The sequence below is a fragment of the Bacteroides caccae genome, assembly GCF_002222615.2.
Lineage (GTDB): Bacteria > Bacteroidota > Bacteroidia > Bacteroidales > Bacteroidaceae > Bacteroides > Bacteroides caccae.
This window is the reverse complement of record NZ_CP022412.2, coordinates 4184855-4198741: the sequence shown is the minus strand read 5'-3', so window position 1 is coordinate 4198741 and position 13887 is coordinate 4184855. Positions and strand designations below refer to the sequence as shown.

The window sequence follows — 13887 nt, the reverse complement described above, 5'->3', positions numbered from 1 at the left end:
AGACAAAGATGGCTAAGACAAAATTTAATATAATAACAAGTACTTGTGTACCTCTTCCTTTAGAAAATGTAGATACTGACCAGATTATTCCGGCCCGTTTCCTGAAAGCAACGACTCGTGAAGAAAAGTTCTTCGGCGATAATCTGTTTCGTGACTGGCGTTATAATGCCGACGGTTCACTGAATGAAGAATTTGTGCTGAACAATCCTACTTATGGGGGACAGGTATTGGTGGCAGGGAAGAACTTCGGTTCCGGTTCGAGCCGCGAGCATGCTGCTTGGGCTATTGCGGGTTATGGTTTCCGGGTGGTAGTCTCTAGTTTCTTTGCAGATATTCACAAGAATAACGAGTTGAATAACTTCGTGCTTCCGGTAGTCGTTACAGAAGGATTTCTTCAGGAATTGTTCGACTCTATCTATGCTGACCCGAAAATGGAAGTGGAGGTGAATCTTCCCGAACAGACCATTACTAACAAGGCTACAGGCAAGAGTGAACATTTTGAAATCAACGCTTATAAGAAACTTTGTCTGATGAACGGACTGGATGATATAGATTTCTTGCTAAGCAATAAAAATAAAATCGAAGAATGGGAAAACAAGGCGTCAAAATAGAGATCATGGACACAACGCTCCGTGACGGTGAACAGACCAGCGGAGTATCTTTTGTGCCTCATGAAAAACTAATGATTGCCCGTTTGCTGTTGGAGGATTTAAAAGTAGACCGGGTAGAGGTTGCTTCGGCGCGTGTGTCGGACGGTGAGTTTGAAGCCGTGAAGATGATCTGCGACTGGGCAGCCCGCCGCAATCTGCTTCATAAAGTGGAAGTGCTGGGATTTGTAGACGGCCATACTTCGGTGGACTGGATACAGCATACCGGTTGCCGCGTCATCAACCTGCTTTGCAAAGGTTCGCTGAAACACTGTACGCAGCAATTGAAGAAAAGTCCCGAAGAACATATTGAGGATATCATCAATGTGGTGCGCTATGCCGATGAACAGGATATTGCTGTCAATGTCTATCTGGAGGATTGGAGCAACGGAATGAAGGACTCTCCCGAATATGTATTTCAACTCATGGAGGGATTGAAGCATACCAGTATCAAACGTTATATGCTGCCTGACACTTTGGGTATCCTGAATCCGTTGCAGGTAATTGAATATATGCGGAAGATGAAGAAGCATTATCCGAATATGCACTTCGATTTCCATGCCCACAATGACTATGATCTGGCGGTGAGCAATGTGCTGGCTGCCGTGTTGAGCGGTGCCAAAGGATTGCACACAACGATCAACGGACTAGGCGAACGCGCGGGTAATGCTCCTCTTTCAAGTGTGCAGGCTATTCTGAAAGACCACTTCAATGCAGTGACCAATATTGATGAGAGCCGCCTGAATGATGTCAGCCGGGTGGTAGAATCATATTCGGGTATTGTCATTCCTGCCAATAAGCCGATTGTGGGGGAGAATGTCTTTACGCAGGTTGCCGGAGTTCATGCTGACGGTGATAATAAGAATAACCTGTATTGCAATGACCTGTTGCCCGAACGGTTCGGAAGAAAGCGGGAGTATGCGTTAGGAAAGACCAGTGGCAAGGCGAACATCCGTAAGAATCTGGAGGACCTCGGTCTGGAACTGGACGAGGACTCTATGCGTAAGGTGACGGAGCGTATCATCGAATTGGGGGATAAGAAAGAATTGGTGACCCAGGAAGATTTGCCGTATATCGTTTCCGATGTGTTGAAGCATGGTGCGATAGGTGAGAAGGTCAGACTGAAAAGTTACTTTGTCAATCTGGCTCATGGCTTGAAACCAATGGCGACGCTGAAAATAGAAATCAATGGCAAGGAGTACGAGGAAAGTTCGAGCGGTGACGGTCAGTATGATGCATTTGTGCGTGCTTTGCGTAAGATATATAAGGTGACACTGGGACGTAAATTCCCGATGCTGACCAATTATACGGTAACAATTCCTCCGGGCGGACGCACGGACGCTTTTGTACAGACAGTAATCATGTGGAGTTATGAGGACTGTGCTTTCCGTACGCGCGGACTGGATGCGGACCAGACCGAGGCTGCCATTAAGGCGACCGTGAAAATGCTGAATATCATTGAAGATGAATATGAGAAAGAGTAGGTGAGAATCGGCTTGTCCGAAGAATGTTTTATAAGTATATATAAATAGAAGAATTAACGATTATGGATTTTAAAATTGCTGTATTAGCAGGCGACGGTATCGGGCCGGAGATCTCTGTGCAAGGTGTAGAGGTGATGAGTGCCGTTTGCGAGAAGTTTGGTCACAAAGTAAGTTACGAATATGCAATCTGTGGTGCGAATGCCATTGACGAGGTAGGAGATCCGTTTCCGGAAGAAACATATCAGGCTTGTAAGAACGCGGATGCAGTCTTGTTCTCTGCTGTCGGCGACCCGAAGTTTGACAATGATCCTACTGCCAAAGTCCGTCCGGAACAGGGATTACTGGCAATGCGTAAGAAGTTGGGACTTTTCGCTAACATCCGTCCCGTACAGACATTCAAATGCTTGATTCACAAATCACCGTTGCGTGCGGAACTGGTAGAAAATGCAGATTTCATCTGTATCCGCGAACTGACCGGAGGTATGTACTTCGGCGAGAAATATCAGGATAACGACAAGGCCTATGACACTAACTATTATACCCGTCCGGAAATCGAACGTATCCTGAAAGTAGCTTTCGAATATGCAATGAAGCGCAGAAAACACTTGACCGTGGTAGATAAGGCGAATGTCCTTGCTTCTTCCCGCCTGTGGCGTCAGATTGCACAGGAAATGGCCCCTCAGTATCCGGAAGTGACGACTGATTATATGTTTGTGGATAATGCTGCGATGAAGATGATTCAGGAGCCGGCTTTCTTTGACGTAATGGTAACGGAAAATACATTCGGTGATATTCTGACCGATGAAGGTTCTGTAATCAGTGGTTCTATGGGATTACTTCCGTCGGCCTCTACAGGGGAAAGTACTCCGGTGTTCGAACCGATTCACGGTTCATGGCCGCAGGCTAAAGGGCTGAATATTGCTAATCCGTTGGCACAGATTCTTTCCGTAGCTATGTTGTTCGAGTATTTCGACCTTAAAGAAGAAGGAGCGTTGATTCGTAAAGCAGTAGACGCTTCTCTGGACGAGAATGTACGTACACCTGAAATCCAAGTTGCCGGTGGTGCCAAATACGGAACCAAAGAAGTGGGACAATGGATTGTAGATTACATTAGAAAAGCTTGATAAAAAGAATAATTGTATCAGGCGCTAATATCCCTTTATCGGGTAACCCCTTCATATAAGAAAGCCTGACAACTTTTCCCGGTTGTCAGGCTTTTCTTTATATATTTCGGATTGTTTTTTGTTTCTACCAGCTTTTGATTGTAGAGTAAATAATGATGCCGAGTACTGTCAGGAAGCCTACATACATAGTGACCGATGTTTGTCTGATAGTATTTCTTCTTACACGGGAAGGCTTTTGCAGGTAAGAAGCTATTTTATGGGCAATCGTACAGAACAGCCAGCCGCCGAACCCTCCGATGATGCCTCCTACAATTAAGTCTCCGGGGTAATGTACGCCCAAGTATATGCGCGTGTAACAATTGAGAACTGCCCAGGTTATGATGAAAACACTTAACCAGCGTTTACGGAACAGGAATACTACATACATGGCAAGGCCGAAAGAGTTGGCGGCATGACAGGAAGGAAAACCGTAACTTCCTCCGCGATAGCCGTTTACGATATGCACCAGGTCTACAATCGGATTTTCCGGATTGGCAGGACGCAGACGTGCCACGACCGGACGGATGATACTGCTGCACATCTGGTCGGCAAAGGTTATGGTAAGCGCGATCGCAGCCACATAGCACAGGACTACCTTCCAATGGAAATTGATTAGCAATATGTATAATATGGTAGCGTACATCGGTACCCATATAATTTTCCCCGTGAAAGCACTCATAAAATAGTCCCAAAAGGGGGAATGTATGCCGTTGAAGAACAGGAAGACATTGGTGTCCACTTCCGAAAGGAAATTGATAATTTCGGTATTTATCATCAGTCTTTATTGTTATATTTTTGAACGTTGCAAATATACAATAAAGAAGAAGATATTGTTCTATACCGCTTAATAAATAATCTGTATTTCTGTTATTCTAACGTTTGGCCAGGTCGTCATAGAGCTTTTGCAAGAAAGCTTTTCCCTTTTCCAAATTTGCTCCTTTCTCCGTTCCTTCGTCAAGTTGTACGGTGTTGGCATCCAAATTATATACCAATTGATTTTCGGGAGTCACCATACCGAAGTAGTTCGGGCGGGTGAAATATCCGAAATGAGGAGATGACGGATTCAGGATATCCTTGCTGAAAGTAAATTCATCGTGTGGCAGTCCCAGTTGTGAAAGCAGGGTGGCGGCAATGTCAATCTGCGAAGCATAAGTATCTATCACACGTGGTTCCTTTATCGCGCCTCCGATTAAAATAAGAGGGATTGTTTGTCCGTCCAGTGGATTCTCGATCGGATATGGATAGGCTCCTTGATGATCGGGAACGAGTACAAATACTGTATTTTTCCACTGTGGGAGTTCCTGGTATTGTTTGATGAAGTCGCCTACGCAACTGTCGGCATAAGCGAATGCATTGAGAACCTTGTCATCCAGCCGGTGAAACGGAACTTCAAAAGGTTCGTGGCTGCTTGAAGTCTGGACAAGTTTCAGGAACGGTTCCTGTTGCTTTTCCTCTTTCATGTCTTTCAGCAGACGCTGGAATAATACGTGGTCTTGTGCCCCCCACTTGCCGGTACGTTCGGACAAAGGGAAATCCTTGTCGCAAATAATCTTTCCGATACCGGAAGATACCAGGTAAGAGCGCATATTCGTAAAGTCCGCATCTCCGCCGTAATAATATTCAAGGTTGTATCCGGCGTTTTTCAAGCTGCGCGGGATCGAAGGAAGTTTGTCCGTCTTTTCGGGATATTTCATAATGCTGGTGCTCGGCTGTCCGGGATATCCGCTGATGATAGACGCCAGACCACGGTCGGTACGGAAGCTGTTGGCATAGAAGTTACTGAATAAGATACCTTCTTTGGCAAATTTATCCATATTGACAGCTACATTCGGCTGCCCACCGAAAGTTTCCATCAGGTGTGTGGAGAAACTTTCAAGAATGATAAAGACGATATTCGGGCGTTGGGTATTCAGGAGTTGCGGGATACTGTCGGCCGGTGTGGCGGGTTTGTCCACCATTTCCGCAAATAGCTTGTCGGCTGTGTTAGGGTCCATGAAACGATACTGCTTCTCGAAGTTATTCTGATGCGTGGCAGAGTACATGAAACTGAATGCCGGATTAATGGCGGCATGGTTCATCAGTTGGTCGGAACTGAAATATACTTTGCTTAAGTTCATGGTCGATACGGTGAAACCGCCGCGGATAGGGATGAAAAGCGCTGCCGTCAGTAATAATAATGCGAGAGAGACATTTTGCCGGCGATAAGGTATCTTCATGGGGTTCTTCTCGCGGATCAGTACGTAGTAGAAAATGCAGTATAAAATACCGGCGTAAATCAGCATGGCTACTATCCCCAGCAGTACGAACCAAAAGCTGACACTTGCCATGGCGTCCTTGGGAGAGGAGAAGAAATAGAAAATCGGAGTGGCGTCCAGGCGGAATCCCCAAAAGCCGTACAATCCCAGGTCGACGATAAAGATGCAAGCCATGATGAAAGCAATCAGTCCGAAGTAGACTTGGCGGATACGACGGAGCACGGATGAATCGGTCCAGGCGGAGGCGATGAGCAGCAGGCCCGGAATAGCGGTCAGATATCCCGCCAGTGATAAATCCAAGGGAAGTCCGTGCCACATGACCCGGAAATAGTCTCCGAGAGACGCGTTGATATATAATTCACGGTAATAAACCATGAAGATAGGTTTCTGAAGTGCAAATAAGAGGACAAACAAAAAATAAGTCGTGAGAAATTGTATGATTCTCTTTTTCATATCTGTAAACTTAAAAAGATTGAACGGATACAAAGTTACTATACTTTTCCTTATCTTTCTCATGATGTGATATAAAACATACCTTTTTTTCTCTATCTTTGTCGTACAAGTGACATAAAATGTAATAAAATGGCAAAGATAGTAAAGAAACTAACCGATCTGGTAGGTAATACTCCTCTAATGGAACTTTCCGGTTATTGCGGGAAATATGGTATGGAACAAAATATTATCGCCAAGCTGGAAGCATTCAATCCGGCAGGGAGTGTGAAGGACCGGGTGGCTCTTTCGATGATTGAAGACGCCGAAGCTCGCGGAGTTCTGAAACCCGGTGCGACGATTATCGAACCCACAAGTGGAAATACCGGTGTCGGGCTGGCAATGGTGTCTACTATAAAAGGTTATCATCTCATATTGACTATGCCCGAAACGATGAGCCTGGAACGGAGGAATCTGTTGAAGGCACTCGGTGCACAAATCGTATTGACGGACGGACTGGGAGGCATGGCAGCGTCTATCGCTAAAGCGGAGGAACTGCGTGACAGTATTCCCGGTTCGGTGATTTTACAGCAATTCGAGAATCCGGCCAATGCCGCCGTTCACGAACGGACGACAGGCGAGGAAATATGGAAAGATACGGACGGCGAAGTCGCGGCTTTTGTGGCGGGAGTTGGTACGGGAGGAACGGTTTGCGGTGTAGCCCGTGCATTGAAGAAACATAATCCGAAAATTCATATTGTAGCCGTGGAACCGGCAGCATCTCCGGTTCTGGAAGGAGGAGAGGCGGCTCCGCATCGTATTCAGGGGATTGGTGCCAATTTTATTCCGAAACTTTATGATGCGTCTGTGGTGGACGAAGTAATAAGCGTGCCCGATGATGAAGCGATTCGTGCGGGACGTGAATTGGCGGCAACCGAAGGTTTGCTCGCCGGGATTTCTTCGGGAGCGGCAGTATATGCGGCCCGTTTGTTGGCGGGACGTCCCGAATTCAAGAACAAAAAAATCGTAGCGTTGTTACCTGACACGGGAGAGCGTTATTTGTCAACAGAGTTGTTCGCATTTGATGCGTATCCGTTGGACTAAGTTATTCATTAAACCTGAACCGTATGGTAAGAATTATTATAGCGTTGCTGTTCTGTTTTCCGGTTGCGTTGAGTGCGCAAACCTATCAGCAGTTGTCCGAGAAAGCGATAGAGTGTATTGAGAAGGACAGTTTTCACCGGGCGGAAGAACTGTTGCTCCAGGCATTGAAACTGGAACCGAAGAATGCGAAAAATGCGTTGCTCTTTTCCAATCTGGGCTTGGTGCAGCGTCGTCTGGGCGAGTATGACAAGGCACTCGAATCCTATTCTTTTGCATTGAACTTCGCTCCGTTGGCAGTCCCGATTCTGCTCGACCGTGCCGCTATCTACATGGAAACGGGGCGGACGGACCGTGCTTATACTGACTATTGTCGAGTGCTTGATGAAGACAAGCAGAATAAAGAGGCTTTGCTGATGCGTGCCTATATCTACATCCTCCGTAGAGATTATCCTGCTGCACGGATTGATTATAACCGTTTGCTGGAACTTGACCCGCAGAGTTACAGCGGCCGCCTCGGACTGGCTACTCTGGAACAGAAAGAGGAGAAATTCCGTGAGTCGCTCGACATCCTGAATAAGATGATCGTAGAGACTCCGGAGGACGCTACGCTCTACGTTGCCCGCGCCGATGTGGAACGGGAAATGAAGCATGAAGACCTGGCACTGGTCGATTTGGAAGAAGCTATTCGCCTGAATGCTTCTTTGGCTGACGCATATTTGTTGCGCGGTAACATTTACCTGATGCAGAAAAAGAAAGCGCTGGCGAAAGCCGATTTTGAGAAAGCTATTTCTTTGGGCGTACCGCCTGCCGATCTGCACGAACAACTTCAGCAATGTAAGTAATGTGCAGTTTATGCCAAATGCCTTTTGAAAGTAAACGGATGAAAATAATGCCTTAAAAACTTGACTTTGGCTTTTGGATATAGTATCTTTGTATAAGTAATAATAAGATATCATTTGATTTTAATTGAGATAGAATAGGGGGGCGATTGCCTCCCTATTTTTGTATCTGCCCGTTTCTACTCTGCCGGATAGAGCCTCTGTTTCTCCTTATCAGAGCCTCTATTTTATAGAAACGGAGGCTCTGTTTACCGGAAATAGAGGCTCTGTTTAAACCGTTCACAAGGCACCTCATTACCTTTTACCCCTAGGCAGACCGTTGCTCGTCTTCCTTCTTATGCCTATACACCCCAGGGATGAGGGGGAGAACAGATGAGAGGAGCTGATTCCTTCACTGTCCTTTCGTTTCCTCCCCTTCCTTGTTAATAATATGTAAACTTGCTCTTGACAAGAAATGGATTTTTTTCAACGGATTGTCAGACGAACTGCCGAATCAGATTTACGAAGTCCTTTCCGTATTTTTTCTTTTTGTATTCACCGATACCACTGATCGAACCGAATTCTTCAATGGTGGTGGGGCGGGAAATACAAAGCAAATGTAATACTTTGTCTGACAGAACAATGTAAGCGGGAAGTGCTTCCTGGTCGGCAAGCTGCTTTCTTAATCCGCGCAACGCTTCAAACAGATCTTCGCTCTCTGTCCCCGGCAAACCGAGTGGTAGTTCTTTTGTAACCACTATTTTTTTCTTTTTCCCTTTGCTTGTTGAAACTTCTTCACGATGAATGACGACGAGCATGGCTTTTGTTCTTCCGAATAAAATATCGCTTCCGCTTGGCGTAATTTTGAGATGATTGTTCTCATTATACGCAATTTCGAAATAACCGAGTTGCAGCATTTGAAGCAGGTAATCCTGCCAGTCGCGTGGTGGAATCTCCCGTCCGGCACCGAAAGTCTTTAGTTCCTGATACCCTTTTCCGGTCACTTCCGCCGAATAACTTCCACGAAGAATGTCAATCAATACGCCTGTACCGATCTGCTGTTCAGTGCGTGCAATGGCGCTCAATGCCTTTTGTACAATGACAGTCCCGTCGAACCGTTGCGGAGGGTTCTTGCAGACGTCACAATTACCGCAGTCCTCCGTCGCCGTTTCACCGAAATAGCTCAATAAGATTCTTCTCCGGCAGATATCTGCTTCTGCGTACTGTTGCATCCGTTGGAGCTTTTCCAGGTTAATGCTTTGCTGGTTGCTTTCCGTGGCAAACTTGGTCAGTAGGATCAGGTCGCCCAGCGAATAGAACAGAACCGTGTCGCTCGGCAACCCATCACGTCCGGCACGCCCGATCTCCTGATAAAAACTTTCGATACTTTTGGGCAGATTATAATGAATGACCCAACGCACATTTGATTTGTCGATTCCCATACCAAAAGCAATCGTGGCGCATACCACCTGAATGCGGTCGTTGATAAAATCATCCTGTGTCTCGTCCCGTTTCTGTGCGGACAATCCGGCATGATAGACTCCGCACCGGATTCCCTGCTTTTGCAACATCTGCGCCACGGTCTCCGTTTTGCTCCGGCTCATGCAGTAAATAATCCCGCTTTCTCCGCTGTGTCGGTTGATAAACTCCAGAATCGCCTTGTTCTTTTCTTTTGCCTGAAAGCCTCGTTTGACAGTCAGGCTGATGTTCGGCCGGTCGAAAGAAGAAATAAAGGTACGGGGGTGAACCAGATGCAGTTGGCGGACAATGTCTTCGCGGGTGATTTTATCCGCAGTAGCGGTTAATGCAACGATCGGTACTTGCGGGAATTGTTGGTGGAGCATTCCCATTTGCGTATATTCCGGACGGAAGTCGTGTCCCCATTGGGAAATGCAATGAGCCTCGTCAATAGCGAACAGTGAGATATGCATATCCCGCAGGAGATAGTCTTTTTCTGCCAGCAACTTTTCCGGTGATATATAAAGCAGTTTCAGGCGGCCTTCGATACAGGCGCGGCGCAGGTTGGCGTTTTCCGTTTCATCGTTGCTGCTGTTCAGCGCTCCGGCGGCAATGCCGTTGGCCTGCAATGCTTCCACCTGGTCCTTCATCAGTGAAATGAGTGGAGAAACCACAACAGCCGTGCCTTCGCAAAGCAGTGCCGGCAGTTGGTAACAGATGGACTTTCCTCCGCCGGTGGGCATTAATACCAGTGCATCCTGCCTGCTCATAATATGACGGATAATTTCTTCTTGCAAGGGACGGAAACTATCGTAACCGAAATATGTTTTTAGAGTTTCTCTCATTGACGATTATTTAAATTTGCTGCAAAGGTACGTTTTTCTTTCACAACTTGCGTTATGTATAGATTTCAGTTTCTAAGATGAATTATATAAAGGTTAAAGTTTCTTATTAATCAAACCAAATCTCTCTTTTTCAAGGTTTTTGATTGTTTATTTAGAAAAAAAATGCACAAAATAATTGTGTGTTTAAAAAAAAAGTAAGACATTTGTAACATCTAAGGTTGCAAATGAGCAATTATTAACAAAAAGAACAAACCCTAACCAGTTAATTCAATGAGTGATTTAGAGAACAAAAAAACGGAGGAAACTCCTAAAAAACGTCCCTACAATTTGAGGGAAAAGAAAGAAAAGAAGGCTGCTTACAGGTCTTTAATCAGACCGGAATTGGCAGATGAGTTGTATGACAAGATATTGAATATCATTGTTGTACAGAAAAAGTACAAGGATCCTGACTATTCAGCAAAGGATTTGGCGAAAGAATTGAAAACGAATACTCGTTATCTTTCTGCAGTAGTTAACTCTCGCTTTGGCATGAACTATTCTTGTCTGTTAAATGAATACAGAGTAAAAGATGCTTTGCATTTATTGACGGATAAACGTTATGCCGACAAAAATGTGGAAGAAATTAGCGCTATGGTTGGCTTTGCAAATCGTCAATCTTTTTACGCTGCATTTTACAAAAACATAGGTGAGACTCCTAACGGTTATCGCAAAAGACATTTGGAAGATAAAAAGTAATTGCGCTTTCCGAAACTGACCAAAAGGAATTACCTCTGAATGAAAGATTTTGGAGATAATTCCTTTTCTCATTTTAATGAATCAATATCAGCATTATGAAAAAACATCTTATTTCAATGGCGGTGACCGCTGCGCTTTTATCATCGTGCGGAGGAGCCAAAACAACAACTGCTGAGGCAGATAAATTTGATTATACAGTGGAACAATTTGCAGACTTACAGATATTGCGTTATAAGGTTCCCGGATTTGAGGAACTGACGCTGAAACAAAAAGAACTGATTTACTACCTGACAGAGGCTGCTCTGGAAGGACGGGACATCTTATTCGATCAAAATGGAAAGTATAATTTGAGAATCCGCAGGATGCTCGAAGCAGTATATACGAACTATCAGGGAGATAAAACTACTCCCGACTTCAAGAATATGGAAGTTTACCTCAAAAGGGTATGGTTCTCTAATGGTATTCACCACCACTACGGTACAGAGAAATTTGTGCCCAACTTCTCGCAGGATTTTCTGAAACAGGCCGTGCTTGGCATTGACGCCCAATTGCTTCCGTTATCAGACGGACAGACTGCCGAACAACTTTGCGCTGAACTGTTCCCCGTGATTTTCGACCCGGCTATCATGCCGAAGCGGGTGAATCAGGCTGACGGTGAAGACCTTGTGCTGACCTCCGCCTGCAACTACTACAACGGAGTGACGCAGAAGGAAGCCGAAGACTTCTACAATGCAATGAAAGACCCGAAGGACGAGACTCCGGTGTCGTATGGCTTGAACAGTCGTCTGGTGAAAGAGAATGGAAAGTTGGAGGAAAAGGTATGGAAAGTAGGCGGACTTTATACGCAGGCGATTGAGAAGATTGTCTACTGGTTGAAGAAAGCGGAAACTGTTGCTGAGAATGAGGCGCAGAAAGCGGTTATCAGCAAGTTGATCCGGTTCTATGAAACGGGTAACTTGAAGGACTTTGACGAGTATGCAATTCTTTGGGTGAAGGACCTTGATTCGCGGATTGACTTTGTGAACGGGTTTACCGAAAGTTATGGCGACCCGCTGGGCATGAAAGCCAGTTGGGAATCGTTGGTTAATTTCAAGGATATCGAATCTACTCACCGCACGGAAATTATCAGCAGTAATGCCCAGTGGTTTGAAGACCATTCTCCGGTGGACAAAGCTTTCAAGAAAGATGAAGTGAAAGGTGTATCGGCTAAAGTAATCACTGCCGCTATCCTTGCCGGTGATCTTTATCCGGCGACAGCGATTGGTATCAACCTTCCGAATGCTAACTGGATTCGTGCGCATCACGGATCTAAATCCGTGACTATCGGAAATATTACCGATGCTTATAACAAAGCTGCTCATGGCAATGGATTCAACGAAGAATTTGTATACAGCGACGCGGAAATAAAACTGATTGATACTTATGCCGATCTGACGGACGAGCTTCATACGGATTTGCACGAATGCCTTGGACACGGTTCCGGCAAATTGCTTCCGGGAGTGGACCCTGATGCTTTGAAGGCTTATGGTTCTACGATCGAAGAAGCCCGTGCCGATTTGTTCGGACTTTATTATGTAGCCGACCCGAAACTGGTGGAACTGAAACTCCTTTCTTCTCCCGATGCTTATAAGGCTCAATATTATACTTATTTAATGAACGGGTTAATGACACAGTTGGTACGCATCGAACCGGGAAATACTGTTGAGGAGGCCCATATGCGTAACCGTCAGTTGATTGCCCGTTGGGTGTTTGAGAAAGGTGCTGCCGATAAAGTGGTCGAAATGGTGAAGAAAGACGGAAAGACGTATGTCGTAATCAATGACTACCAGAAAGTGCGTGAACTTTTCGGCGAACTGCTGGCTGAAATCCAACGTATCAAGTCGACCGGTGACTTTGAGGGTGCGCGTGCATTGGTAGAAAATTATGCTGTGAAAGTAGACCCGGTTCTTCACGCTGAAGTATTGGAACGTTACAAGAAACTGAATCTGGCTCCTTACAAAGGTTTTGTGAATCCGAAATACGAACTGGTGACGGATGATAATGGAAATATTACGGATGTCACTGTGGATTATAGTGAAGGTTATGTAGAGCAAATGTTGCGTTACAGCAAGGATTACTCTCCATTGCCTTCGGTAAACAACTAATCGGAATATGGATATTAAAGAACAATTAAAAGATATCAAAACACAGCTCCGTCTCTCTATGAACGGGGCTGTGTCCCAAAGTATGCGTGAGAAAGGGCTACTCTACAAACTCAATTTCGGTGTAGAACTGCCCCGTATCAAGATGATTGCCGAAGGCTATGAGAAGAATCATGACCTGGCGCAAGCCTTGTGGAAAGAAAATATCCGCGAGTGTAAGATCATGGCTGCCATGCTTCAACCGATTGATACCTTTTATCCGGAGATTGCGGACATCTGGGTAGAGGATATTCAAAATATCGAAATAGCCGAGTTGACTTGCATGAATCTTTTTCAGCATTTGCCGTATGCCCCTGCCAAATCTCTTCACTGGATTGCGGATGAACAGGAATATGTGCAAACCTGTGGTTTCCTGACTGCCGCCCGTCTCCTGATGAAGAAAGGTGATATGACGGAGCGGGCCTCAGGCGAATTGCTCGACCAGGCAATCTGTGCAGTTCATTCCGAGAGTTATCACGTGCGTAATGCGGCGTTGCTGGTGATTCGCAAGTATATGCAGCATAACGAGGAACACGCTTTTCAGGTGTGTCGGTTGGTAGAAGGAATGGCCGATTCTGAGGTAGAAGCGGAGCAGATACTTTATAATATGGTGAAAGAAGAGGCTGCAGATTTATAATATAATAAGACTATGATTGTATAAGGTGATAGGGGGACGGACTTGACCATAACTTTATCACCTTATTATTTAATAACAGATAACATTGTATTTTCTTTTAGAGGAATTTCTTTTGCTTTCCGCAAAAAAGGC

The 13887-nt window shown here is 45.4% G+C and carries 11 protein-coding genes; 8 read left to right on the top strand and 3 right to left on the bottom strand.

Features of this window, described 5'->3' with window-relative positions:
- The first annotated feature begins 8 nt into the window (after window positions 1-8).
- The 3 genes from leuD to leuB all read left to right on the top strand — a co-directional run bounded on the left by leuD (window position 9) and on the right by leuB (window position 3255).
- On the top strand, window positions 9-611 hold the full coding sequence (leuD, locus tag CGC64_RS17190) for a 3-isopropylmalate dehydratase small subunit (RefSeq protein WP_005679673.1): 603 nt from the start codon (window positions 9-11) through the stop codon (window positions 609-611).
- Window positions 587-2131, top strand: a complete 1545-nt coding sequence (locus tag CGC64_RS17185; RefSeq protein ID WP_005679672.1) for an alpha-isopropylmalate synthase regulatory domain-containing protein — start codon at window positions 587-589, stop codon at window positions 2129-2131. The genes leuD and CGC64_RS17185 overlap by 25 nt, the downstream gene beginning before the upstream one ends.
- 62 nt (window positions 2132-2193) lie before the next feature.
- Window positions 2194-3255, top strand: coding sequence for a 3-isopropylmalate dehydrogenase (leuB, locus tag CGC64_RS17180; protein ID WP_005679671.1), 1062 nt, complete (start codon window positions 2194-2196; stop codon window positions 3253-3255).
- A gap of 124 nt (window positions 3256-3379) precedes the next feature.
- Here leuB and CGC64_RS17175 read toward each other — a convergent pair whose 3' ends face one another.
- On the bottom strand, window positions 3380-4069 hold the full coding sequence (locus CGC64_RS17175) for a phosphatase PAP2 family protein (protein ID WP_005679668.1): 690 nt from the start codon (window positions 4067-4069) through the stop codon (window positions 3380-3382).
- A 97-nt stretch (window positions 4070-4166) separates the two neighbouring features.
- Window positions 4167-6002 carry an LTA synthase family protein gene (locus tag CGC64_RS17170; protein WP_081447326.1) on the bottom strand — a complete coding sequence of 612 codons (1836 nt, stop codon included), beginning with the start codon at window positions 6000-6002 and terminating at the stop codon, window positions 4167-4169.
- A 129-nt stretch (window positions 6003-6131) separates the two neighbouring features.
- Here CGC64_RS17170 and cysK point away from each other — a divergent pair, with 129 nt between their 5' ends.
- Window positions 6132-7082 (top strand): cysteine synthase A, encoded by a 951-nt coding sequence (gene cysK / locus CGC64_RS17165; RefSeq protein WP_005679665.1) that lies wholly within the window; start codon window positions 6132-6134, stop codon window positions 7080-7082.
- 23 nt (window positions 7083-7105) lie between these two features.
- A complete protein-coding gene (locus CGC64_RS17160) occupies window positions 7106-7924 on the top strand; it encodes a tetratricopeptide repeat protein (RefSeq protein WP_005679664.1) in 819 nt (272 codons plus the stop codon).
- 473 nt (window positions 7925-8397) lie between these two features.
- Here the strand turns inward: CGC64_RS17160 and recQ are convergent, their stop codons facing one another.
- Window positions 8398-10203: a DNA helicase RecQ gene (gene recQ, locus CGC64_RS17155; RefSeq protein ID WP_005679661.1), complete on the bottom strand. Its 1806-nt coding sequence runs from the start codon at window positions 10201-10203 to the stop codon at window positions 8398-8400.
- 270 nt (window positions 10204-10473) lie between these two features.
- Here recQ and CGC64_RS17150 point away from each other — a divergent pair, with 270 nt between their 5' ends.
- The 3 genes from CGC64_RS17150 (at window position 10474) to CGC64_RS17140 (ending at window position 13755) form a co-directional block, all read left to right on the top strand.
- Complete coding sequence (locus tag CGC64_RS17150) at window positions 10474-10938, top strand: helix-turn-helix domain-containing protein (RefSeq protein WP_005679660.1); 465 nt, start codon at window positions 10474-10476, stop codon at window positions 10936-10938.
- Window positions 10939-11033: 95 nt separating this feature from the next.
- Complete coding sequence (locus CGC64_RS17145) at window positions 11034-13082, top strand: dipeptidyl-peptidase 3 family protein (protein WP_005679657.1); 2049 nt, start codon at window positions 11034-11036, stop codon at window positions 13080-13082.
- A gap of 7 nt (window positions 13083-13089) precedes the next feature.
- On the top strand, window positions 13090-13755 hold the full coding sequence (locus CGC64_RS17140; RefSeq protein ID WP_005679656.1) for a DNA alkylation repair protein: 666 nt from the start codon (window positions 13090-13092) through the stop codon (window positions 13753-13755).
- Window positions 13756-13887: the final 132 nt, after the last annotated feature.

What these genes read in the sequence shown, in the direction of transcription:
- leuD (WP_005679673.1), top strand. Translation starts at nt 9, where the DNA reads ATGGCTAAGACAAAATTTAATATAATAACAAGTACTTGTGTACCTCTT.
- CGC64_RS17185 (WP_005679672.1), top strand. Translation starts at nt 587, where the DNA reads ATGGGAAAACAAGGCGTCAAAATAGAGATCATGGACACAACGCTCCGT.
- leuB (WP_005679671.1), top strand. Translation starts at nt 2,194, where the DNA reads ATGGATTTTAAAATTGCTGTATTAGCAGGCGACGGTATCGGGCCGGAG.
- CGC64_RS17175 (WP_005679668.1), bottom strand. Translation starts at nt 4,069, where the DNA reads ATGATAAATACCGAAATTATCAATTTCCTTTCGGAAGTGGACACCAAT.
- CGC64_RS17170 (WP_081447326.1), bottom strand. Translation starts at nt 6,002, where the DNA reads ATGAAAAAGAGAATCATACAATTTCTCACGACTTATTTTTTGTTTGTC.
- cysK (WP_005679665.1), top strand. Translation starts at nt 6,132, where the DNA reads ATGGCAAAGATAGTAAAGAAACTAACCGATCTGGTAGGTAATACTCCT.
- CGC64_RS17160 (WP_005679664.1), top strand. Translation starts at nt 7,106, where the DNA reads ATGGTAAGAATTATTATAGCGTTGCTGTTCTGTTTTCCGGTTGCGTTG.
- recQ (WP_005679661.1), bottom strand. Translation starts at nt 10,203, where the DNA reads ATGAGAGAAACTCTAAAAACATATTTCGGTTACGATAGTTTCCGTCCC.
- CGC64_RS17150 (WP_005679660.1), top strand. Translation starts at nt 10,474, where the DNA reads ATGAGTGATTTAGAGAACAAAAAAACGGAGGAAACTCCTAAAAAACGT.
- CGC64_RS17145 (WP_005679657.1), top strand. Translation starts at nt 11,034, where the DNA reads ATGAAAAAACATCTTATTTCAATGGCGGTGACCGCTGCGCTTTTATCA.
- CGC64_RS17140 (WP_005679656.1), top strand. Translation starts at nt 13,090, where the DNA reads ATGGATATTAAAGAACAATTAAAAGATATCAAAACACAGCTCCGTCTC.